General features: G+C 66.1%; 21 protein-coding genes. 12 read left to right on the forward strand and 9 right to left on the reverse strand.

All coding sequences use genetic code 11. The annotated features are described in order from the left end of the window. The 6 genes from kdpC to ACTJI5_RS09950 all read left to right on the forward strand — a co-directional run bounded on the left by kdpC (window position 1) and on the right by ACTJI5_RS09950 (window position 7,163). Entirely contained in the window at window positions 1–591 is a 591-nt protein-coding gene (gene kdpC / locus ACTJI5_RS09925) for a potassium-transporting ATPase subunit KdpC (protein ID WP_440860178.1), read from the forward strand. Further along, the gene (locus tag ACTJI5_RS09930) at window positions 588–3,257 is read left to right on the forward strand and encodes a DUF4118 domain-containing protein (RefSeq protein ID WP_440860179.1); all 2,670 of its coding nucleotides are present in this window, start codon (window positions 588–590) and stop codon (window positions 3,255–3,257) included. Before kdpC ends, ACTJI5_RS09930 begins: the two co-directional genes overlap by 4 nt. Beyond that, window positions 3,254–3,967 (forward strand): response regulator, encoded by a 714-nt coding sequence (locus ACTJI5_RS09935; RefSeq protein WP_440860180.1) that lies wholly within the window; start codon window positions 3,254–3,256, stop codon window positions 3,965–3,967. Before ACTJI5_RS09930 ends, ACTJI5_RS09935 begins: the two co-directional genes overlap by 4 nt. A gap of 343 nt (window positions 3,968–4,310) precedes the next feature. Continuing rightward, the gene (locus ACTJI5_RS09940) at window positions 4,311–4,655 is read left to right on the forward strand and encodes a hypothetical protein (protein ID WP_440860181.1); all 345 of its coding nucleotides are present in this window, start codon (window positions 4,311–4,313) and stop codon (window positions 4,653–4,655) included. A 116-nt stretch (window positions 4,656–4,771) separates the two neighbouring features. Then, window positions 4,772–5,590 carry a TorF family putative porin gene (locus ACTJI5_RS09945; RefSeq protein WP_440860182.1) on the forward strand — a complete coding sequence of 273 codons (819 nt, stop codon included), beginning with the start codon at window positions 4,772–4,774 and terminating at the stop codon, window positions 5,588–5,590. Window positions 5,591–5,774: 184 nt separating this feature from the next. Beyond that, window positions 5,775–7,163: an exopolysaccharide biosynthesis polyprenyl glycosylphosphotransferase gene (locus tag ACTJI5_RS09950; protein ID WP_310255272.1), complete on the forward strand. Its 1,389-nt coding sequence runs from the start codon at window positions 5,775–5,777 to the stop codon at window positions 7,161–7,163. A gap of 21 nt (window positions 7,164–7,184) precedes the next feature. On the opposite strand, the gene ACTJI5_RS09955 is transcribed toward ACTJI5_RS09950, so the two are convergent. From ACTJI5_RS09955 to ACTJI5_RS09965, 3 genes are read right to left on the reverse strand one after another with little or no spacing between them, the layout of a single operon-like run. Next, the gene (locus ACTJI5_RS09955; protein WP_440860183.1) at window positions 7,185–8,183 is read right to left on the reverse strand and encodes a polysaccharide pyruvyl transferase family protein; all 999 of its coding nucleotides are present in this window, start codon (window positions 8,181–8,183) and stop codon (window positions 7,185–7,187) included. Then, window positions 8,180–9,661: a lipopolysaccharide biosynthesis protein gene (locus tag ACTJI5_RS09960; protein WP_440860184.1), complete on the reverse strand. Its 1,482-nt coding sequence runs from the start codon at window positions 9,659–9,661 to the stop codon at window positions 8,180–8,182. The genes ACTJI5_RS09955 and ACTJI5_RS09960 overlap by 4 nt, the downstream gene beginning before the upstream one ends. Further along, a complete protein-coding gene (locus tag ACTJI5_RS09965; protein ID WP_440860185.1) occupies window positions 9,651–10,412 on the reverse strand; it encodes a glycosyltransferase family 25 protein in 762 nt (253 codons plus the stop codon). Before ACTJI5_RS09965 ends, ACTJI5_RS09960 begins: the two co-directional genes overlap by 11 nt. Before the next feature lie 223 nt (window positions 10,413–10,635). Between ACTJI5_RS09965 and ACTJI5_RS09970 the strand changes: the two genes are divergently transcribed. From ACTJI5_RS09970 to ACTJI5_RS09985, 4 genes are read left to right on the forward strand one after another with little or no spacing between them, the layout of a single operon-like run. Continuing rightward, window positions 10,636–11,505: a glycosyltransferase gene (locus ACTJI5_RS09970; protein ID WP_440860186.1), complete on the forward strand. Its 870-nt coding sequence runs from the start codon at window positions 10,636–10,638 to the stop codon at window positions 11,503–11,505. Beyond that, window positions 11,505–12,470, forward strand: coding sequence for a glycosyltransferase family 2 protein (locus tag ACTJI5_RS09975; protein ID WP_440860187.1), 966 nt, complete (start codon window positions 11,505–11,507; stop codon window positions 12,468–12,470). The genes ACTJI5_RS09970 and ACTJI5_RS09975 overlap by 1 nt, the downstream gene beginning before the upstream one ends. Then, window positions 12,467–13,384 (forward strand): endonuclease/exonuclease/phosphatase family protein, encoded by a 918-nt coding sequence (locus tag ACTJI5_RS09980; protein WP_440860188.1) that lies wholly within the window; start codon window positions 12,467–12,469, stop codon window positions 13,382–13,384. The genes ACTJI5_RS09975 and ACTJI5_RS09980 overlap by 4 nt, the downstream gene beginning before the upstream one ends. Continuing rightward, window positions 13,381–14,679 (forward strand): outer membrane beta-barrel protein, encoded by a 1,299-nt coding sequence (locus ACTJI5_RS09985; protein WP_440860189.1) that lies wholly within the window; start codon window positions 13,381–13,383, stop codon window positions 14,677–14,679. Before ACTJI5_RS09980 ends, ACTJI5_RS09985 begins: the two co-directional genes overlap by 4 nt. Before the next feature lie 7 nt (window positions 14,680–14,686). Here the strand turns inward: ACTJI5_RS09985 and ACTJI5_RS09990 are convergent, their stop codons facing one another. Genes ACTJI5_RS09990 through ACTJI5_RS10000 form a run of 3 tightly spaced genes read right to left on the reverse strand, consistent with a single transcriptional unit; the run spans window position 14,687 to window position 17,153 of the window. Beyond that, window positions 14,687–15,412, reverse strand: a complete 726-nt coding sequence (locus ACTJI5_RS09990; RefSeq protein WP_440860190.1) for a serine acetyltransferase — start codon at window positions 15,410–15,412, stop codon at window positions 14,687–14,689. Next, window positions 15,412–15,975, reverse strand: coding sequence for a polysaccharide biosynthesis/export family protein (locus tag ACTJI5_RS09995; RefSeq protein ID WP_058537279.1), 564 nt, complete (start codon window positions 15,973–15,975; stop codon window positions 15,412–15,414). Before ACTJI5_RS09995 ends, ACTJI5_RS09990 begins: the two co-directional genes overlap by 1 nt. Beyond that, window positions 15,972–17,153 carry a glycosyltransferase gene (locus ACTJI5_RS10000; RefSeq protein ID WP_440860191.1) on the reverse strand — a complete coding sequence of 394 codons (1,182 nt, stop codon included), beginning with the start codon at window positions 17,151–17,153 and terminating at the stop codon, window positions 15,972–15,974. Before ACTJI5_RS10000 ends, ACTJI5_RS09995 begins: the two co-directional genes overlap by 4 nt. Before the next feature lie 186 nt (window positions 17,154–17,339). Here ACTJI5_RS10000 and ACTJI5_RS10005 point away from each other — a divergent pair, with 186 nt between their 5' ends. Then, window positions 17,340–18,500, forward strand: a complete 1,161-nt coding sequence (locus ACTJI5_RS10005; RefSeq protein WP_440860192.1) for an acyltransferase family protein — start codon at window positions 17,340–17,342, stop codon at window positions 18,498–18,500. A 15-nt stretch (window positions 18,501–18,515) separates the two neighbouring features. Continuing rightward, complete coding sequence (locus ACTJI5_RS10010; RefSeq protein ID WP_440860193.1) at window positions 18,516–18,794, forward strand: hypothetical protein; 279 nt, start codon at window positions 18,516–18,518, stop codon at window positions 18,792–18,794. On the opposite strand, the gene ACTJI5_RS10015 is transcribed toward ACTJI5_RS10010, so the two are convergent. From ACTJI5_RS10015 to ACTJI5_RS10025, 3 genes are read right to left on the reverse strand one after another with little or no spacing between them, the layout of a single operon-like run. After that, on the reverse strand, window positions 18,791–19,981 hold the full coding sequence (locus ACTJI5_RS10015; protein WP_440860194.1) for a glycosyltransferase family 4 protein: 1,191 nt from the start codon (window positions 19,979–19,981) through the stop codon (window positions 18,791–18,793). The two genes, ACTJI5_RS10010 and ACTJI5_RS10015, sit on opposite strands and share 4 nt — an antisense overlap. 37 nt (window positions 19,982–20,018) lie before the next feature. Continuing rightward, on the reverse strand, window positions 20,019–21,032 hold the full coding sequence (locus tag ACTJI5_RS10020; RefSeq protein WP_310255284.1) for an NAD-dependent epimerase/dehydratase family protein: 1,014 nt from the start codon (window positions 21,030–21,032) through the stop codon (window positions 20,019–20,021). Beyond that, complete coding sequence (locus tag ACTJI5_RS10025) at window positions 21,029–22,381, reverse strand: UDP-glucose dehydrogenase family protein (protein ID WP_440860195.1); 1,353 nt, start codon at window positions 22,379–22,381, stop codon at window positions 21,029–21,031. The genes ACTJI5_RS10020 and ACTJI5_RS10025 overlap by 4 nt, the downstream gene beginning before the upstream one ends. Between the last annotated feature and the right edge of the window lie 127 nt (window positions 22,382–22,508).

The raw sequence follows: 22,508 nt of genomic DNA on the forward strand, positions 1-22,508 counted from the left end.
ATGAACAAGGATCTCATCACCTCGCTGCGTCCGGCGCTCGTCATGACGCTGCTCTTCGCGCTGCTTCTCGGGCTTGCTTATCCGCTGGCGCTCACCGGCATCGGGCAGGCGTTCTTCCCGAGCCAGGCGAACGGCAGCCTCGTCGAGGAGAATGGCAAGGTCGTCGGTTCGACCGTCGTCGGTCAGGCCTTCACGTCCGAACGCTATTTCAACACGCGCCCGTCGGCGGCCGGCAAGGGCTATGACGGGCTGGCCTCGTCGGGCTCGAACCTCGGGCCAACATCGCAGGCGCTCGTCGATCGCGTGAAGGGCGATGTCGACAAGTTGAAGGCCGCCGAACCCGGCAAGGCCGTGCCGGCCGATCTGGTCACCGCCTCGGGTTCGGGCCTCGACCCCGACATCACCCCCGAAGCGGCCTTCTATCAGGCCGATCGCGTCGCAAAGGCGCGCGGGCTCGCTCCCGATGCCGTCCGCGGACTGGTCGAACAGAGCGTCGACAGACCGCTGCTCGGCTTTCTTGGCGAACCACGTGTCAATGTGTTCAAGCTCAATCGACGGCTCGATGCTTTTGGGGCTAAACCCGCCGCGTGACAGACAAGGATCGACCATCACCAGAGGCCTTCCTGCGTCAGGCGGCGCAGGAAGGCCGTGGCCGTCTGAAGGTGTTTCTCGGCGCCGCGCCGGGCGTCGGCAAAACGTGGGAAATGCTCACCGACGGACGGCAACGCCGCGAGGCCGGGGTCGATGTCGTGATCGGCGTCGTCGAAACCCACGGCCGGCGCGAAACCGAGGCGCTCGTCCATGGGCACGAGATCATCCCGCGCCGCGACGTCGACCATCAGGGTCATAGTCTGGGCGAAATGGACATCGATGCGATTCTCGAACGTCGCCCCGGCCTCGCGCTCGTCGACGAGCTTGCGCATACGAACGCGCCGGGCAGCCGTCATCCCAAACGCTATCAGGATGTCGAGGAACTGCTGGGTGCGGGCATCGACGTCTATTCGACCATCAATATCCAGCATGTCGAAAGCCTCAACGATGTCGTCGCGTCGTTCACGCGCGTCCGCGTCCGCGAAACAGTGCCCGACTCGATCCTCGAAAATGCCGAGATCGAGGTCGTCGACATCCCGCCCGACGAGCTGATCGAGCGGCTGCGCGACGGCAAGGTCTATATTCCGCAGGAAGCCACGCGCGCGCTTACCCATTTCTTCTCGAAATCGAACCTGACGGCGCTGCGCGAACTCGCGCTGCGCCGTGCGGCGCAGGCGGTCGATGCGCAGATGCTTGACCATGTGCGCAGCCATGCGCTCGCGGGCAGCTTCGCGGTCGGCGAACGGATTGTCGTCGCGGTGAGCGAATTGCCCGTCGCCGCCGAGCTCGTCCGCGCGGGCAAGCGCCTCGCCGATGCGCTGAAAGCGCCGTGGAGCGCCGTCTATATCGAGACGCGGCGCAGTCAGGGCATGACCGACGAGGATCGCCGCCAGCTCGCTGATACGCTTGCGCTCGCCTCGCGGCTCGGCGCCTCGACCGCGACGGTCCCGGCAGCGAGTGTCGTCGAAGGGCTGCGGGCGTTTGCCGCCGATGCGCGCGCGACGCAGATCGTCATCGGCAAATCGAGCCGTCCCTGGTGGTTCGAGATGCGCCACGGTTCGGTCGTCGACCAGCTCGTGCGGACGATCGACGATGTCGCGGTCCATGTGCTTCCCGGCGAGCCCGACACGAAGACGGCCCCGCGCAGCGCGGCCGTCGTTCCCGGCCGCTGGGGCAAACCGTCGGATTATCTGCTGGCGCTCGCCATGGTGGCCCTGATGACGGCGCTTGGCCGTCTGCTGCTCGAAGTCATCGATCTCGGCAATGTCTCGCTGCTCTATCTCGTCCCCGTCATGTTCGCCGCGGCGACTTTCGGGGTGCGCGCGGGCCTGTTCGCGGGTCTTGCATCCAGCCTTGCCTATAATTTCTTCTTCCTGCCGCCGACCGGCACGTTGACCGTCAACAATCCGGAAAATGTCGTCAGCATCCTCGTGCTGCTTGGCGTCGCCGTCGTCACCAGCCAGTTCGCCGCGCGCGTGCGCGCGCAGGCCGATCTTGCGCAATCGAGCGCGCGGCAGAATGCGGCGCTGGCCAGCTTCTCGCGGCTGCTGATTGCGGCGCCCGATCAGGAAACCCTGATGCACGCCATCTGTGCCGAGGTCGGCCGGCTGCTCGACGTCCGCACCGCGTTGCTGCTGCCGTCCGCCGATGGCCCGATGCTGCGCGCCGCGGTGCCGCCGGAGGACCGGCTCGAACAGATCGAGCGCGCCGCGGCACAATGGGCGATGGACAATGAACAGCCCGCGGGGCGCGGGTCGTCGACACTCACCGCGTCGGACTGGCTGTTCCATCCGCTGCGCACGACGCGCGGCGTGCTCGGCGTGCTCGGCCTGACCCGCGATGATGCGCGCGAACCCGTCCGCTCGGATCAGGTGCCGCTCTTGATGAGCCTGCTCGATCAGGCGTCGATCGCGCTCGACCGCATGGAACTCGAAGAGGCCTCGCTTCGCACGCGGCAGGTCGACGAACGCGATCGGCTGCGCTCGGCCTTGCTGTCGTCGGTCAGTCACGACCTTCGCACTCCGCTCACAACGATCCTGTCGGCCGCGCAAGAGATGCGGCGCCATCCGTCGGAAAGCCTTGCCGAGACGGTCGAGACCGAGGCGCTGCGGCTCAACCGCTTCGTGTCAAACCTGCTCGACATGGCGCGCGTCGAAGCGGGCGCGCTGCCGATGAAGGTCGAGGCCACTGACCTTTTTGACGCCGCCGCCAGTGCCGCGCATGATACGCGGGCATCGCTGCTGGGGCATGAAGTCAAGGTCGATATCTCGCCCAATATTCCGCTGGTGCGCGTCGATCCGGTGCTGCTCCACCATTGCCTGATCAATCTGCTCGACAATGCGGGGCGCTATGCCGACCCCGGCACCCCGATCACTATTCGCGCGCGGCGCGCAGCCGATGCCATATCGATGTCGATCATCGATCAGGGGCCGGGAATCGCACCCGGAAACGAGAAGCGCGTCTTCGAAACCTTCACCCGGCTCGAGGGCAGCGATCGCGCGAAGCATGGCACCGGCCTCGGGCTCGCCATCGTCAAGGGATTTGCCGAGGCGATGGGCCTGTCGGTCGAGGCGAGCAACAATGAAGATCCGCACGGCGCCTGCTTCACCATTCGGATCCCCGAGCGGCTGATCATCACGCATCTGGACGACAAGGAACAACCATGAAAGTGCGTCACAAGGTATTGGTCGTGGACGACGAGCTGCACATTCGCCGCCTGATCCATGCCGCGCTGGCGCGCGCCGACTATGCGATCGTCGAAGCCGAGAGCGCCCGCGAAGCGCTCGAAATGCTTCGCGACGAGCGCCCCGATATCGTGCTGCTCGATCTGGGGCTGCCCGATCGCGACGGGCTGGAGCTCGTGCCGCTCGTCAAGCAACAGTCGGACACGACCTTGATCGTCGTCTCGGCGCGCGACGCGACCGACCAGAAGGTTGCCGCGCTCGATCTGGGCGCCGACGACTATCTGACCAAACCCTTCGACACCGACGAATTGCTCGCGCGCGTGCGGGTCGCCCTGCGCAACCGCATGACCCGCGACGGCGGAATGCTGGCAGTGACCGCGGGCGACGTGACGATCGACCTGATCGCGCGCACCGTCGTCAAGGCGGGCCGCGAGGTCCATCTGACGCCCAAGGAATATGCGGTGCTGGCCCAGCTCGCGCGGCACCCGGGGCGCGTCATCACGCACAACCAGATCATGGCACAGGTCTGGCCGCACGAGGTCGAGCATCATGTCGAATATCTGCGCGTCCTCGTCCGCACCCTGCGCCAGAAGCTGGAGAGCGATCCGCAACAACCACAAATCATCAGCAACGAACTCGGTATCGGCTATCGGTTGCGGTCGGTGGGCGAAGAGGCCGGGCAGGGACAATAATCGCGCAAATACTATGCCGATCATATGAAGTCGGGTCGGACCTGCTCTCGATTTCAAACGGCGTGAGCGCCTATCTAATCGCGATGACAGGCGACGATTTCAAAAACCCGTCGGGTACTTCGAGGCACGACCGGGTCATCGACTGGCTGGGCGCGCAAGGGCCCTCGGCACTCACAATCTATATGTGCGCCATAGTGGCTCTGGTCGCCTTTGTTGTCGACAAGATGAGCTGAGCCCGGCTCGCCAAAATTATACGCAATCTCAATGCGCCACGCCATTTCCCGATCTCGAATTCCTACGCGATGATGCGTAATTGGTCGGCCTCCCTGCCGGAGGTTGCACGATGAAGAAATGGCATGAAAACCGCGCCGCCGATATCGGCCTGCGCGCCGGGGGCGCCGCCCTGCTCGGTATCGGCTGGCTGCTTGCGCTGAGGCTCCATCATATGGCCCAGACGACCGGACCGCGCGATGCGGGTTCGCTGATGATGCTGTTGTCGGCGGTGACCTTTCTCTGTGCGAGCGCGGGCAGCGCGCTGCTGTTTGTCGGCGCGGGTCTTTGGGAGAGTGTCGAGGTTTCGGCGCGATGGAAACGCGTGCCTCCGCTCGCTTCCAACGCGTCGTTTGCCGTCGAACGCGATCCGGGGAATGACGTCGAGCCGGCGATGCACAGTCGATCCGCCGCATAACGAAAACACTATGCAATTGATCGCCCGCCACTCTCGATTTCCAATGCCGCGCTGATCTAGTTGGGCGTCCTCGCCAGCCTCCCCACTCCGGAAAGAGGCCAGTTCAAGAGGACAATATGAAGACCATTATCTCAGCCGCCGCGCTTCTCGCGGGACTTTCTCCGGCCGCCGCTTTCGCACAGGACGAGGAAGCAAAATCCGTCACGATCACGGGATCCGCGACCATCGCGTCCGATTACCGTTTCCGCGGTGTGTCGCAGTCCGACAAGGAAATGGCCGTTCAGGGCGGCCTGACGCTGACCCATCAAAGCGGCCTTTATGCGGGCGTCTGGGCGTCCAACCTCGCCGGCTGGGGCACTTTCGGCGGCGCGAACATGGAACTCGACCTGATCGGCGGTTATAAATTGCCGCTGAGCGACAAGGCCGCGCTCGATGTCGGGCTCGTCTGGTACATGTACCCGGGCGGCGCCGATGAATCGGATTTCGCCGAACCTTATGTGAAGCTGTCGGGAACGGCCGGACCGGCGACTTTGACCGCCGGGGCCGCCTATGCGCCCAAGCAACATGCGCTCGCCAATGTTTCGAACGCGCCGAACAGTCGCGGGCAGAGCGACGATAATCTCTATCTGTGGGGCGACGGCGCGGTCGCCATCCCCGGCACGCCCTTCACCGCAAAGGCGCATATCGGCCATTCGGACGGCAATCCCGGACTCGGCCCCAACGGCACCAGCGTCGCCCCGACGGGGAGCTACTGGGACTGGTCGCTCGGCATGGACGCCAGCTGGCGCAACCTGACGCTGGGCGTGTCTTATATCGATACGAACATCAGCAAGTCCGAAGCGGCGCGCCTGCAGCCCAATTTCAGCAAGGGCGGTGACGGGACCGGTTCGATTGCCGACGCCGCGGTGGTGGCCAGCCTGACCGCAGCCTTCTGATAAAGACACGGCCCGGGCGGTTCGCGCCGCCCGGGCCGTTTCGTCCGCATTGCGGCGTACCTATTGGTATCCACACGGATCATCCTGTATCCGGCACGTGCCCGCGCGGCCCGCTTGTATTCCCTGGCGTCCAAGACATGTTGCATTGCAACAATATAGCCAACCCCAGGGAGCTCCCCATCCCATGACCAAGATCGACTTGGCGCTCCAAGGCGCACCCATTCGAACGCCGCTCGCGAAGGCGGCACGGCGCGATGCCAAGATATGGCTCTGTTTGGGACTGATCGCCTTGGACGCGGCGGCGCTCGCGGTGGGCTTCGCCGTGACGTTGATGATCGAGCAGCCCCGGATCATTTCGGAAGGATTGTTGACTGCGATGCTGGGCGCACTGTTCGTCCATTTCGCGATCGCCTTTCAGAATCAGGCCTATAATCCGCGCTGTCTGACCCGTCCGGTCAAAAGCGTTCGCCAGACATTGCTGTCGTTCGCGACGACCCTGTTCGTCTTCCTGCTCGTCGCTTTCTCGCTGCGGATCACCGGCAAGGTGCCGCGTTTGGCGATCGGCATGGGCATGGTGACCGCGGTGACGCTATTGGTGGCGCAGCGGCTATTGATCTGCCGCATCGTGCGCCGGGCTTTCGGCGATATGACCGCCGAACTGGTCATTGTCGACGATGCGAACCTGCCCGCGTCCTACCTCGATCGCGAGATCATCGACGCGCGCGAGTCGGGGCTCCGTACCGATCTCGACGACCCCTATATGCTCGATCGCCTCGGCACCGTGCTGCAGGATTACGACCGGGTGACGATCGTTTGCGCGCCCGGGCGTAAGGTCGAATGGGCCCGCGCGCTGAAAGGCGTCAACATCGTCGGCGAGATCGTGATGCCCGAGATTGCCGAGCTGGGGCCGTTGACGACGCGCCAGCGCGGCGGGGTGACGACGCTGGTGGTGTCCTGGGGGCCGCTCAACCGCGCCAACCGGGTGAAGAAGCGCGCGCTCGACCTCGCGGTGACGATTCCGGCGCTGATCCTGCTGTCGCCGCTGCTGTTGATTGTGGCGCTGGCGATCAAGCTCGATTCGCCGGGCCCGGTCTTTTTCCGTCAGGAGCGGATGGGGCGCGGCAACCGCATCTTCCGGATCCTGAAATTCCGCAGCATGCGCGCCGAGACGACCGACGCCAACGGCGCGCGTTCGGCGAGCCGCGACGACGACCGGATCACGCGCGTCGGCCGCTTCATCCGCGCGACGAGCATCGACGAGCTGCCGCAGCTGATCAACGTATTGTCGGGCGAGATGAGCCTCGTCGGGCCGCGCCCGCATGCGCTGGGCTCGACCGCCGGGAACGAGCTGTTCTGGCGCGTCGACCGGCAATATTGGCACCGCCATGCGCTCAAGCCCGGGATTACCGGCCTCGCCCAGATCCGCGGCTTTCGCGGCGCGACCAATACCCGGCGCGATATTCTGGACCGGCTCGAATCCGATCTGGAATATCAGCACGGCTGGTCGTTGCTGCGCGATGTTTCGATCCTCGCGCGCACTGCGCAAGTGCTCGTGCACCGCAACGCCTATTGAGCGGCGCCCTTTGGACGGCGCTTAGCCGTCCACGATTTGCGGGGCGCGGCAGGCCAGCGCGGTGTCGAAAGCTTCGGCGCGATTTGTCGCGCGCATCAGCCCCGCATAATCGCCCGTCCATTGATCGGCGAAGCCCGCGACCTTGCCATAGCTGTTGTCGAGGAGCACGTGCGGGATGTCGAGCAGTAGCGAGAGAATGTGCGCGTGCAGCCGGTCGGTGACGACCAGCTCGCCGGTGGACAGCATCGCAAGGCCGCGCTGGAATCGCCAGTCGGCCAGACGCTGCTGCCGCGCGGCGCGCTGCGCCATCGGATCGCGGGTTAGGAGGCGGCCGAGCCCCAGCGACAGGCGCAGGCGGCGTTTCTGGCCGGCATCCTCCTCGAGCCAGTCGTCGGCGACGACCCCCGCGGGCAGCGCGGCATCGCCGGCGGCGCGTTCATGATCGGTGCGGAGCAGCGCGAAGACCGGCGCGGTGGCGGGGTCGCGGCGCTGGCGGCCGAGCATCAGCGCGGCATCGGGACAGAGGCGGATATCGCAATCGAAATGCTGCTCGGCAAAGGCGAGCGAGCGCGCATCGCGGACGAGCAGGGTGAATTGCCCGTGCGCGCGGATCGCCTCGGCCATTTCGGCCGCGGCGGCGGGATCGGCATAGTGGAGCGACTGCGGCATCTGGACGATCGGGTGGCCGCGGTGCGTGCGGAGAAGGTGAAGCCGGAACGCTTCGTGCTTGGGCCAGAGCGTCCCCATATTGCCGCCGCCGTGGATCAGGATCGGCCCGTCGCCAATCGCCGCGCGGCACGCCGCGTCGTCGAAATCGGCGATCGCCGAATAATAGGCCGGAAGGCGGCCGGATTTGCGCAGATACGCCATCTCGCCGAGCCAGATCGCCGAATCGCCGACATTGGAGTGGTCGGGGAAGTCGACCAGCGCGAGTTGGCCCGCAGGGATGACGGCATCGAGCGTGCGCGTGAAACGCTGGGCGAGTTCGCCGACGAGCTGGTCGGCGGTCTTCTTGGTCATATCGGGCTCTTTCTGAAGCGTTTGAACAGGAACAGGAAACGGCCGCGCCACGCGCCCGAGATCGAGAGCAGCGCGATTGCGTAAAAGAGCGCGCCGATGGCGGTGAGCAGCAGCAGCGATTGCCAGCCGGCCAGATGTGTATCGAGCAGCCGCATCGCGATCGCGAGCGCGATGCCCATCACCGACGAGGCGACCAGCGGCGCGCCAACCGCGCGCAAGCTGTCGACCGGACGGATGCCCGAGGCGCGGCGGAGCAGCCAGATCTGCAGCGGCAAGGTGAGATAGGCGCGCCCGACATAGGAAATTGCGACCGCAAAGAGGCCGTAAGGGAGCGCCGCGAGCGTCAGGATCACGCCGAGGACCAGCTGCGTCGTCGAGAGCGAGATCAGGCTGCGCGACGCGCCGAGCACGCTGAGCGAGGGCGAGGCGAAGAAGTTGAGCGTGAAGGGCACCGCCATGAAGGCGAAGATCTGCGCGAGCTGGCCGGCTTCGGCCCATTTGGCGCCGAACACGGTGGGGATCGCGACCGGCGCAAGCGCACCGAAACCGACGAGCGCCGGGAAGGACAGCGCCGACGCACGCGCAATCATCCAGCGATAGGCTTTGCGCAGTTCGGCGGGGTCGTCCTTGACCCGCGCGAGCGTCTGCACCGCGACCTGCGTGAAGGGCTGGATCGCACCGCGGCCGATCAGCTCGACGGTGCGCCACGCGGTGCGATAGACGCCCACCGCGGCGAGCCCGATCCCGGCGCCGATCGCCATCTCCTGCACGCGCACCGTCGCGAGGAAAGCGAGCTGGACATAGATCAGGCTGGCGTTGAGCATGATGTTGCCGCGCAGGATAACCCAGTCGAATTGCCAGCCGGGCTTCCAGTCATAGGAGGCGCGCGAGAGCACGACCCCGACGATCTCGGTCACGAGGCGCTGGATGACGAGGCTCCAGAGGCCGAGCCCGGCAAAGGCGGCGGCGACCGCGCAGGTGCCGCCGATCAGTCCGCCGACCACCGAGCGGAGCGCGGTGGTGCGATGCCCGAACTCGCGCAGGCGCAGCGCCATATGCGTGGCGCCGAAGGAGGAGATCGGCAGCGCGAGGCTCATCACCGCGAGCGGCAGCGCGATATCGGGCGCGCCCATCCAGTTCGCGATCGGCTGCGCGAGCGCCATGATCAAGAGGGCGGAGAGGAAGGAGAAAGCCTGCTGCGAGCGATAGATGGTGTCGAGGAAGGCAGGAGTGATCTCGCGCTTGCGGGCGATCGTCTGCACGAGGCCCGCGGTCGCGATGATACGGAAGGCTTCGGCGGTCACCGCCATCACCGCAAAGGCGCCGATGTCGGCGCGCGTCAGCAGGCGCGCGAGGATCACGAAGACGACGAACGAGAAGATCTGGTCCGACAGGAAACGCGTGATCGTCCAGCCGATCGAGCTGCGGCTGCGTGCGCGTAACCCGTCGTCGAAGCGGGCAGGAAGATCAGCGCTCAAGCAGGCGTCTCGCTTTCAGCATCCGCATGCGTGCGCGTTCGAGAGCGCGCCAGGCCTTTTGCCTTATCGAATGATAGAGCGGATCGGCCTTCGGCCCGAAGCGCGAATTTCCAATGTCCGAGACGATCGCGGCTTCGAGGATCGGCGCGGGATAGAGCGCGAGATTGGGCAGGCCGTGCGCCCACGACCGATCCATTTCGTCATCGATCGGGCGGCGGACGATGCGGCAATGCCCGGCGAGCCGCCGCGCCCCTTCGAGCGTGATCGCATAGCCCTGCGTGCCATAAGCGAGCCCGACCAGCTCGACGATCGCGCGCGAATGCTGGAGGAAGTCGCGCCGCACGACGCGCTGCCAGGTCGGCCGCTTGGCGTAGAGGCGGAGGTAATCGATACCCTCGGCGTGAAGATCGGTGTGCGCGAGCGGTTCGAGATAGGCCCAGTCGACCACCGTATCATCCTCGAGGACGATCGCCTGCCGCACGCCGCGCGCGATCATGTCCTGCCAGATCGAGAAATGGCTGGCATAGCAGCCGATCTCGCCCTTGCTCATTGGCCGGCCCTTGTTGCTGCGGATCGCAGGCTCGTCGATCGTCATCCCCGGCGCCGGGCCGGTGCAGGCATCGAAGAAACGCCACGCAAGCGAGGTGTCTGCCGCGCGCGCGGCAAAGGCCGCGCGGCGCGCCGAGGCTGATTCGAGGGACACCACCAGGACTTCGGTGGTTTTGCCCGATTCGGGTAGAGAATCACCCACTTGGATCGCCTTTTTGCTTGCGGTTGCGCATGGCTGCGCGGTTCAGAACCAACGACGGGCCGACGCGATCCTTGGTAGCGGGCAATTATTTGAGAGCGAAGGCACCGGCGCTCCGGTCGTCCGGTCAACGGGGCAACTCGTCTTCGCAGGTGCAGCATATTGTTGACCGGCATGCCGTCGGCAGCCGATTGGACCGTCGCGGGGGCACTGGACAGGCGTATCTATGTTTCAAGTCGCAGTCGTCATACCCGTATGGAACGGCGAAGCCGTACTGGGCCGTTGTCTCGCCGCGCTCGCGCGCCAGACGCTCCCACGCGCGGCCTATCAGGTCATCGTCGTCGACAACGGATCGAGTGACTCAACGCGCGAGATTGCGCGCAGCTACCTGGGTGTCGAGCTGCTCGAAGAGCGCCGCCCGGGCTCTTATGCGGCGCGCAACCTCGCGATCGGGCGCGTCCGCGCGCCGATCATCGCGTTTACCGACGCCGATTGCGAGCCCGCGCCCGACTGGCTCGAGCAAGTGCTGCGCGCCGCGGCAGCGAATCCAGGGTTCGGCGTGCTCGCCGGCAAGATCGAGCTGTTCGACGAAATCGCGCAGGAGCGCGAAGTGTTCGGCGATTACGAGCGGCTGTTCAGCTTTCCGCAGGCGCACGCCGCGCGCGGCAATTGCGCGACCGCCAATTGGGCGAGCGAGACTGCGTTGCTGAAGGCGCTCGGCGGGTTCGACGCGGCGCTCAAATCGGGCGGCGACCGCCAGATGGCGCTGCGCATTCGCGAAAGCGGTCATCCGCTTGTCTATGTGCCGGCGATGGTGGTGCGCCATCCGGTGCGCGCGAGCCGCGCCGAGCTGGTGCGCAAGCGGCAGCGATTGAGCGGTGGGCGCTGGGATCGCACCCGGCGGCGCCCGCGCCTTGCCCATGTGCTCGGGATTACGGCGGTCGATACAATCCGGCGGCTGCGCCGCGCGGCGATCTCACGCGAATTGTCGTTCCGGCGCCGGCTGGCCGTGATGTGGCTGACATTGGAACTCGCCGGGGTGGCGGTGAGCGAATATCTCAATCTGGCGGGGGGACGAAAGGCAGCACGCGACTGATGACTCCTCCCCATGACGCTCCACGATTTTCCGTGGTGATGCCGCTCTATAATAAGGCCGCGCATGTGCGCGCCGCGATCGAAAGCGTATTTGCCCAAACGTTTCCGCCGCACGAAATATTGGTGGTCGACAATCGTTCGACCGACAGCGGGCGCGAGATCGTTGCCGCGATCGGCGACGCGCGGATCCAGCTGCTCGACCTCTCGACGCCGGGGCCGGGCGGCTATGCCGGACGCAACATCGGCATCCGCGCGGCGCGCGGCGACTGGATCGCTTTTCTCGACGCCGACGACTTGTGGCAGCCCGACCATCTTGCGGTGCTGGCCGAGGGCATAGGCGCCGACCCGAGCGCGCGTGCGGCGGCGACGCGGTTCGATCATGTGTTCGAGAATCGTTCGCAGCCGCAGCGGATCGCGCCGGAACTGGAGCGGCCGCAAAGCTTGGACCTAGCCGGCTTTCTTGCCGCCTGGCTGGCAGTGCGCGAATGCCCGATGTGGACCGGCGCGATCGCGATCCGGCGCGATACGTTGTTCGAGGCAGGGCTGTTCCCCGAAGGGCGCGCGGTGCGCGGCGGCGACAAGGATTTGTGGTTGCGTGTGCTCGCCAAGGGAGCGCTGCGATACGATCCGCGCGTCACCGCGGTCTTTCACCGCGACAGCGACAACAAGGTCAGCAAGTCGACGACGACGCTCGACGTGCCCTGCCTGGTCGAGACCGCGCGCGGGATGCTTGCCGGCGCGACGGCGCGCGAGACGGCGTTGCTGCGGCGGCTCGTGAACCAGGAAATCGCGCATTATGCGCGTTATGCGATGAAATATCCAGGCCGCACGGCGATCCGGGTCGGCGATCTGTATCTGCCCGAGGGGGCGGGCACCGCGGCGCTGCTGCTCGCCGCGAAGCTGATCCCCGCATCGGTCCGGCAATCGAGCTATGCCCTGCGCAACCGGCTGCGCGCCCGCGCGTGAAGCTGGTACGCATCTTTGGCACCCTGCTGGCCGGCGGGGCGAGCCTCGCCGCGTGGCTGTCGCTCGCTGGCGGGTTGCTACCGATGCTCGATGTGCTGGCGTCGTTCCTGCCGCTATTTGGCGTGGCGGTGCTGGTAGGATTGCTGCTCGTCCGGCCGCGCCTGCGCAGGGCTGTCGTCGCAGCCCTGGTTGGCCTCACGCCGGTCGCGATTGGCGTGATGCCCGAACTGACGCGCGCGATTCCGGCCGCGCAAAAGAGCACGACCCGGATCCGGCTGCTCACCCACAATGTCTGGCAGAGCAATCGCGATCCCGCCGATACCGCGCAGGCGATCATCGACGCTAAGCCCGATGTCGTGATGCTGCAGGAGGTCGATGGCAGCTTCGCGCCCATGTTGGCGGCGCTGAACCAGCATTTCGCCCATGCAACCAAATGCCCGCCGGGCTGTGACCTTGCCATCTTCTCGCGCTGGCCGATCGCCGACAGCGACTATTTCCTGAAGGACGGAAAAGGGCGAAAATTCGGTCCGCCGCTGCTCTGGGCTCGGATTGCAGGACCCGACGGACGCGCCTTCACCGTGGCGACGCTCCACTATCCGTGGCCGACATCGCGCGATCAGGCGGTGCGCAGACAAGATGTAGCGCGTGCATTGGCACGGATCGAACGCGGGTCCTTGATCGTTGGAGGCGACATGAACCTCACCCCCTGGGCCGCGGCGATGCGTGAGCAGGACCGCGCCTTCGCTCCGCTCACCCGCATGACGCGCGCGCTGCCTAGCTGGCCGCGCGCCTTTCCCGTGCTGCCGATCGACCAGCTTTATGCCGGACCCGACTGGGGACTGGTGTCGGCGCGGCGGTTTCCCGCCACCGGATCGGACCATCTGCCGCTGCTCGTAACGCTGGCCCGCCGATGAAGCGCGCGATCACCTTTGCGCTGCTCGGCAGCTGCGGCGTTGCGATGCCCGCGCATGCGCAGCAATCGGATGCGACCGACGGGCTTGGATCGGTGTCGAGCGAGAACAGTTTCGGGCGCGACCGCAATATCGGCGTGCTCGAGCGCCGCCGGCCCGATTACACGCCCGAGCCAATCCATGTCGGCGTCCTCGAACTGCTGCCGCGCATGGCGATCGGCGCGGGCTATGACGATAATCTCTATGCGCAGGAGGACGACCGCATCGGCGATGCCTATCTGCGCATTCGCCCGCGCGTCTCGCTGGTGCGGCCTTCGCCGACGCTCAAGCTGTCGCTCGACGGCGAGCTCGACCTGCTGCGCTACGCCGACCGGGCGAGCGAGAACGCCACCCAATATTCGGTGAACGCGGGCGCGCTCTACACGATCAGCAAGTCGGACACGCTGAACCTGACGCTGCGCAACGGGCGCTACAGCCAGGAACGCGTCTCGCCCGATAGTCCGACGCAGGCGTCGCGGCCGGTCCGCTTCACGCTGAGCGGGGGGACGGCGACCTATACGCATCTCTTCAACCGCCTGCGTGTGCGCGGCGTGGTCGATGTCGAAAACCGCAATTACAGCAACAGCGTGACGCCGCTCGGCGATCCGATCGACCAAGATTTTCGCGACCACACGACTTACACCGGCACGGCGGTCGGCGAATATGCGCTGAGCCCGAGCATCGCGCTGTTCGTCGCGGGCTCGCTCAACAAGCGCGATTATCGCGAGCGCATCGGGCCGGTGGCGGCGCGCGATTCCAAGGGTTTCGAGCTTGCCGGCGGCGCGAGTTTCGAACTGGGCCGCAAGGCGCGCGGGGCGCTGCGGCTCGGCTATTTCCAGCAGGATTACCGGCCGGTCGAGTTCGAGGACGTCTCGGGCCTCCTCGTGCGCGGCGAGCTGGCCTATTTCCTGACGCCGCTGGTGACGATCACCGGCACGGTCGACCGCGGCATCAAGGAAACGGGCGTCAATGGCGCGACGGGCTATCTCGCGACCAACATGACGCTGCGCGCCGATTACGAGCTGCTGCGCAACCTGATCATCAGCGCCGGCGGTGAGCTGGAAAAGCGCGACTTCAACAATATCGACCGCAAGGATGATCGCTGGACCTGGCGCGGCAGCGCGTCGTACCTCGTGAGCAAGCGGATGGCGCTGCGCTTCGACGTCCAGCGGCGCACCCAGTCGAGCTGGGGCGCGACGGCGGGCCGCGAATTCGCGGACAATCGCGTTTCGGTGGGGCTGACCTTCTCGGGCCTGTAAGGCCCGGTCAGCCGGGCTTTGTCCGAGATCCGTAAAGCGCACCCTCGCATGCTGCGAGCAGTTCGGGCGGCGCGAGGCGGTTGATATAGCCGTCGGACCCCTGATCGGAGAGCAGCTTCGCGGGGATGCCGCCGACGACGCCGCGCGCGGGTACGTCTTTCGTCACCACGGCGTTGGCGCCGATCGCGGCCTCGGCGCCGACATGAATGCCGCCGATTACCTTGGCGCCCGACCCCAGAAAGGTGCGATCGCCGATCACCGGCGCACCGCGCCGGCTGCCGCGGTTCATATAGCCGAGCACGACGCCGTGGGTGATGTTGACGTTGCTGCCGAGCACCGTGTCGCCGTGGAAATAGAAGCCGCCGAAACGGTTGAGGAACAGGCCGGGCCCGATCTCCATATATTCGGGGATCGCGAAGCCATATTTATAGCGCGCGCGCAGCAGCAGCCATTTGGCAAAGGGATAGAGGCCGAACGCCTTGGCGGGCTTGAGTTTGAGCCAGCCCGTCGTGCGCATCAGCACCGTATATTTATAGCCCGGGGTGAAGGCATAATGCTTCGCGAAGGCGCCGAAGCTGACGCGTCCCGCATAGCGATAAAGATCGGCGGCGAGCAGTGCCTTGAGCTTGGCGAAGCTCACCGGACAGCCGCGAAGATGCGGCTTTCCGGTCTCGTCGGACACGGGTTCTTCGAACGCCGGAACGGGCGTCAGCGATGCGGTCGCCATATCCATCAGAAATAGCGTTCGCCGAAGCGGATCGTATCGCCGGGAAGCACCGCGAAATCGGCGCTCATCGGATATTCCTGCTCGCCGGCTTCGCCCGCGCGCTTCAGGAAGACGCGCTTTTCGTTTGCGCGATAGGTGAAGCCGTCGGCCTTCGCGACCGCGCCGCGGATGGTGAGGCCCTGCGTATAGGGATATTCACCCGGCTTGTTCACTTCGCCGAGTATGTAGACGGGGCGGAAATTGGCGACCTGGACCGAAACCTGCGGTTCGAGCAGATAGCCGTCGCCGAGCTTTGCCTCGATCGCTTTGGACAGTTCCTCGGTCTGGAGCCCCGCCGCCTTGACCTCGCCGATCAGCGGGAAGGCGATCGTGCCGGCGGGCGAAACCTCGAAATCGCCGGTGAGTTTCTCTTCGCCATAGGTTGCGACCTTGATCTTGTCGCCCGGCGAAAGGACGAAAGCCGTCGCGGGGGGTGGCGCGGCGCCGCTGCCCGCGAGCGGGGTTTGCCCGGCGCATCCGCCAAGAGCGATCAGCGCCCCCGCCAGTGCGATCTGCATGTGCCATTTCATGAACTTACTCCCGGACGATAGGCTGATATGTCTTCGATTTCGGACGCGGCGGACAGCGCGCGCAGCGCCGCCTCGATCCGCGCCCAGTAATTTGCGGCCGCCTGCTCGACGCCATAAGCCAGCGAGCGCTCGCGCGCCTTCGCGCCGCAGGCGCTGCGGCGCGGCTCGGCGAGCACGTCGACCAATGCCGCGGCAAAGGCTTCCACGTCATCGGTCGGCACCAACGCACCGGAATCGACATCGATCCTGCCGCTGATCGCATCGCGCGACCGGCCGGCCAGAATTTCGGACGGACCCGACGCGCAATTGGTCGCGACGACGGGGACGCCGCACGCCATCGCCTCGACCAGCCCGTTGGGGAAGCCCTCGGCGTTGGAGGGCATCGCGTAAGCTTGCGCGCGCGCAACCACTGCGAAGGGGTTGGCGACGAAGCCGGGCATGTCGACCCGGTCGGCGATTCCAAGCGAGGCGGCGAGTGCTTGAAGCGCGCCGCGCTCGGGCCCTTCGCCGAGCATGACGAGACGTTCGTGCGGCGAAGCCTGCGCATAGGCGCGCAGAAGGAGCGGAAAATTCTTGTTCGGCATGAGCCGCCCGGCCGAGACGATATAGGGATCGGCAGGCACGAAGGCAGGCGGCTCGGCCGCAAGCTCGGCGATGCGCCGATGGTCGACCGGGTTGGCGATCGCCGACATGCGCGCGCGCTCGACGCGGAAATTGGCGGCAAGATCGTCGACGACGCCGTCGGACACCGCGATGACATGCGCGGCGCGCGGATAGACGATGCGGACCATCGCTTTGGCTGCGAACGCGTCGCCCAGATGGGCGCTGGTGTTGACCCGCTCGCTGATCAGCCAGGGCCGGCCGCGGCCCGCCATCGCCCAGGCGTTGGCGATATTGGCGCGGGTCAGGAAGCTGAGCGTCGCATCGGGCGATACGCGCCCGACGAGCGCGCGAAGCTGGGTCAGGCTCGGCAGCAATTTGTGCCGGGCACCCAGCTGATGAACCTCGACCCATTCGGGCACATCATAGGCGCGCGGCTCGTCGTCGAGCAGCGCGAGATGGATGTCGTAGCGCGCGCGCCAGGGCACGGATCCGGCCAGCAGCGTGGCGAGGACGCGCTCGGCGCCGCCCCCCGCGAGCGAGTTGATCGCGAATAAAATCCGCTTTCGGTGCAGCATGGTTCCTCGCTGGAGTTTCGGGCGGAATTCGCCTCTGGAGAACGCTTACCACGGGCATTTGTTGCAGTGCACACAGGTCCGCCCGCTTCATCGTCCCGCAGGGGCAACTGGCCGATTTAAAGGGGTTTCACGCCGCGAGGCGTCTATCAGAGCGAACATCGACGGACGATTTTGCGGAGGTATTTAATGGACATTCGGCGAGTCGAGTGTCTGGACGGCCTGCGCGGCGTCGCGGCCCTCTGGGTGCTCATCGGGCATATGATGATCCTGACCGGTTTCCGCTTGCCGCTGATCGGCAAGCCGGACCTCGGCGTCGACCTGTTCATCCTGCTCTCGGGCTTCCTGATGATGTACCAGTACCGGCTGCGCGCGGGCAGCGAAGACTGGGATGCGCCCGGCACCTGGGCGGCGTTCTGGACGCGCCGCTTTTTCCGGCTGGCGCCGCTTTTCTATGTGACGCTTGCGGCGGCGCTGATCGCGGGGCCGTCGATCTACGCCGACCGCGTCGCGATCGACAGCTTCCTCGGGCAGGCGCTCCAGCCGGCCGATCGCTATACCGACGCGAGCCTCACCAATATCGTGATGCACTTGACCTTCCTGTTCGGATTGCTGCCCGAATACGCCTTTCGTACCCCGCTGCCCGACTGGAGCCTCGGGCTCGAAATGCAATTCTACCTGGTCTTTCCCTTCCTCATCCTGCTCGGGCGGCGGATCGGCTGGATCCCCGCGGCGCTGGTCGCGGCGGGGGGCGGTGTGGCCATCGCCCTGCTCGCCGGGGCGGCGGGGCTCGATTATCCGATGCCGTCCTTCCTGCCGTTGAAGCTCCAGCTTTTCCTCGCCGGCATGCTGATCGCCGCCGATCCGGGGGAGAGCCGCGCGCGGCTATGGTGGCGGCTTGGCGCCGCGATGCTGCTCGCAGCGATCCCGATCGGGGGCGACCAGGATTTGCTCCATTTCGCGGTGCGCGAACTGCTCGTGTTCGGATTTTTCGCGCTGGTTCATTGGCGTTCGCTCGGTGTGATCGGCTGGGTTTCGCGCCTGCTCGGCAGCCAGCCCTTTTATTGGCTGGGCGAGCTTTCCTATGGCACCTATCTGATCCATCTGCTGATCCTGCAGCCGGTCGCGGCGGCGGTCATCGGGCAATTCGGCATCGGGCTCGGCGCCGCCGGGCGGTTCGCGCTGACCGGAGCGATTGTGGTGCCGGCGACTTACGCCCTTGCTTTCGTGACTTACAAGCTGGTCGAGCTGCCCGGACAGCGGCTGGGCAAGGCGATGATCAAGCGCGTGGCCGGGGGCAGCACGCCGCGCGCGCTTCAGACCGTGCCCGAAAAGATCGCGGCGCCCTAGCTATAGGATATGGCAATGGATCGACGAACGCTTCTGACTTCGATGGCCGCCGCGGCCGCGGGCAGTGCATGTACCGCAAAAGATGCCGGTTCCGGGTCCGAAAAGGCCGGACGGCCGACGCTGGCGATCGATTCCGACGGGCCGGGGCGCTGGCGGATCCGCAGCTGGGAGCTGCGGGAAAATGCGTGGCACCCGCGGATCGCGCGCGCGACGCGGACCGGTGCGGGAATCGAAGTCAGTGGGCCGATCGATGCGGCGGACCGGGCGAAAGTCGTCGCCCGGCTCGGCGCCTAAGCTTCCACCGCGTCGGTATAGGTCGAAGTGCGCGGCGCCGTGCGGCCCGGCGCGAGCGTCGCGCGATAGACGTCGAGCGTGTCCTCCGCCGCCTTGTCCCAGCTGAAGCGCGCGCGTACGGCGTCGCGGTCGACCTGAAAGTCGGCGCAATCGGCGTTCAACCGCTCGGTGAGCGCCACGACATCGCCGACCGGAAAATAGTTCGGCGCGTCGAGCCCGATGTCGAGGTTGGCGGGGATGTCGCTCAGCAGCATCCGCGCGCCGCAGCTCGCCGCCTCGAGCGCCGCGATCGGCAGGCCTTCGTGATAGGAGGGCATCACGAATAGCGCGCAATGCTCGTAGAGGCACTTCAGCGTCGCGCGCGACTGGACGCCGGCAAAGATCACGCGATCGCTGGTGCGCGCGAGCAGTTCGCGGGCATATTCGCTCTCGTGATCGGCCGAGCCGGCGATCACCAGCTTGGCGGTGCAATTCGACCGCTCATAGGCGTCGATCAGGTCGTGCAGGCCTTTTTCGGGAACGAGGCGGGCGACGGCGAGGAGGAAGTCGCCGTCCTTGAGCCCCAACCGTTCGAGCACGAGCGCCGGGTCGGCATCGCCGGGCAGGTCCGATGTGCCGTTGGGAATATAGGAGATCGCGTGCGCGCGTTTCGGGAAGCTCTGCCGCAGCTGCGCGGCGAGCGAGGGCGAGACGGCGATGACGCGATTGGCAAAGCTGAGCGCCAGCCATTCGCCGGCGCGCAGCGCGGTGCGCGCGACGAGGCCCCATTTGGCGCGGTGATAATCGGTGCCGTGGTGCGTGACGACCACTTTCAAACCGAGCATCCGGGCCAGCGGCGCCAGCAAGCCGGGGCCGATCGCATGGATATGGATCAGCCCGGCGCCGCGCTTGCGGGCGGAAAGGACCGCGAGCAGGGTCGACACCACCGCTTCGAGATTTTGCGAGCGCGGGCAAGGGATGCCGATAATCTCGACGCCGCGATGCTCGCCCACCGGCTCGGGCAGATAGGGTGCGCGGCCGAGCACCACCGAACGGTGATCGGGCCAGATCGCCTTGATCCGCGGGAGAAGCTCCTCGCAATGGCTTTCGATCCCGCCCATCACATGCGGGAAGCCGCGAAGGCCGGTCACGCAGATGACGGGCGCGCCCGCGGGGGCGCTGGAAGACAGACTTGTCCGTTGCAGCATTGTTAAACTCCATTAGCGCCCGGCCGGATTTTCCGGCTCAGGCCACCGCTGCCATCGGCCCTCTTCCACCATTTTCTATTTCGCCCAGATACCAGTCGACGAACCGCTCGATCCCCCGCGCAAGCGGGACCTTGGGGCTGTATCCGGTGAGCGCGTTGATCGCCGAGATGTCGGCGTAGGTCGCGGTCACGTCGCCCGGCTGCATCGGCCGCATCAGCTTGATCGCTGGCCGGCCGAGCGCGCGTTCGAGCACCGCGATCATGTCCATCAGCCCGACGGGATTGCAGTCGCCGATGTTGAGCAGCCGGTTTTCACCGCCCGCCGGCGGCCGGTCGAGCACACCGACCACGCCGTCGACGATGTCGTCGATATAGGTGAAATCGCGCGCCATCCGGCCTTCGCCGTAGACCTCGATCGGCTGGCCGAGCAGGATCTTCTGCGCGAAACCATAATAGGCCATATCGGGCCGGCCCCAGGGGCCATAGACGGTGAAGAAGCGCAGCCCGCTGAGCGGCAGATGATAGAGCTTGGCATAGCTTTCGCTCATCAGCTCGCAGCTGCGCTTGGTCGCGGCATAGAGCGAGACCGGCGCGGTGCAGGGCTCGTCCTCGCGAAAGCCGGTGCCGCCGAGCGGGCGGTCGCCATAGACCGAACTCGACGAGGCATAGACAAGATGTTCGATATTGCCCGCGTGGCGCGCCGCCTCGAGCACCGCGAGATGCCCTTTGAGGTTGCTGTGCTCATAAGCGAAGGGGTTTTCGAGGCTGTAGCGCACGCCCGCCTGCGCGGCGAGATGGACGATCCGGCGGATGCCGTTCGCCTCGACCAGTTCGCTGATTAGCCCGGGGCTCGCGATGTCGCCGTCGATCAGCCGGAAGTTGAAATTGTCCGTCAGCCGCGCGATGCGCGCCTTCTTGAGCGCGACGTCGTAATAGTCGGTGAAATTGTCGAGCCCGAGCACGCGTTCGCCGCGCGCGAGGAGCCGTTCGGACACCGCATGGCCGATGAAGCCCGCGGCGCCGGTTACCAGGATGGGGCTCTCGTCGGTCACGCGGCGTGCCTTTCGTTCGCGGCTTCGGCATCGTCGGCGGGCTGGTCCGGCCGCCCGATGCCGACGTAGCGCAGGCCCGCTTCCTCGGCCCGCGCGGGCGGATAGATGTTGCGGAGGTCCACGAGCACCGGGTCGGCCATAGCGGCCTTGAGGCGCTGAAGGTCGAGCGCGCGGAACGCGTCCCATTCGGTGACGATCACCGTCGCCGCCGCGCCTTCGGCGGCGGCATAGGCGGAGGATGCATATTCGACGTCGCTCAGCACCGCCTTGGCTGCGTCCATACCCTCGGGGTCATAGGCGCGGACCTTGGCGCCGGCATCCTGCAGCGTCTGGATGATCGCGATCGACGGCGCGTCGCGCATGTCGTCGGTATTGGGTTTGAAGGTCAGGCCGAGCACCGCGACGGTGCGGCCGCGCACCTGTCCGTCCATCGCGGCGATGACCTTGCGGCCCATCGCGCGCTTGCGCTGATCGTTCACCGCGACGGTCGCCTCGATCAGCCGCAGCGGCGCGTCATGATCCTGCGCCGTCTTCATCAGCGCGAGCGTGTCCTTGGGGAAGCAGGAGCCGCCATAGCCGGGGCCGGCGTTCAGGAATTTGGCCCCGATCCGGTTGTCGAGCCCGATGCCGCTGGCGACCTCCTGGACGTCGGCACCGACCTGTTCGCACAGGTCCGCCATCTCGTTGATGTAAGTGATCTTCATCGCGAGGAAGGCGTTGGCGGCATATTTGATCAGCTCGCTGGTGCGGCGGCTGGTGAAGACGATCGGCGCCTTGTTGAGCGAAAGCGGGCGATAAACCTCTTTCATCGGCGCGCGCGCGCGTTCGTCCTCAATGCCGATCACGACGCGGTCGGGGCGCTTGAAATCCTCAATCGCGGCGCCTTCGCGCAGGAATTCGGGGTTGGAGGCGACCGCGAACTCGGCGGCGGGGTTGCACTCGCGGACGATGCGCTCGACCTCGTCGCCGGTGCCGACGGGCACGGTCGATTTGGTGACGATCACGGTGAAGCCGGAGAGTGCTCCGGCGATCTCGCGCGCCGCGTCATGGACATAGGAGAGGTCGGCATGGCCGTCGCCGCGGCGGCTGGGGGTGCCGACCGCGATGAACACGACATCGGCGGCGCCGACGGCCTCGGACAGCTCGGTGGTGAAGGCGAGATTGCCCGCCGCGACGTTGCGCGCGACCAGGTCGTCGAGACCGGGCTCATAGATGGGAATGCCGCCGGCCTGAAGACGGGCGATCTTGTTCGCGTCCTTGTCGACGCAGGTCACATGATGGCCGAAATCGGCAAAACACGCGCCCGAAACGAGACCGACATAGCCGGACCCGATCATTACGATACGCATTACGCGTTGCTCCCTTTTTATATGAAGTCGGCTTTTTGCTGCACATGCGAACAATCGCGTCGCAACGGTTAACGGTCAACTTGCCAGCTTTGAGCGGAGGCAATTGAAAGGCGAAATGATCGTTCCC

Source organism: Sphingopyxis sp. 22461 (genome assembly GCF_052044915.1).
In the GTDB taxonomy this organism is placed as follows: domain Bacteria; phylum Pseudomonadota; class Alphaproteobacteria; order Sphingomonadales; family Sphingomonadaceae; genus Sphingopyxis.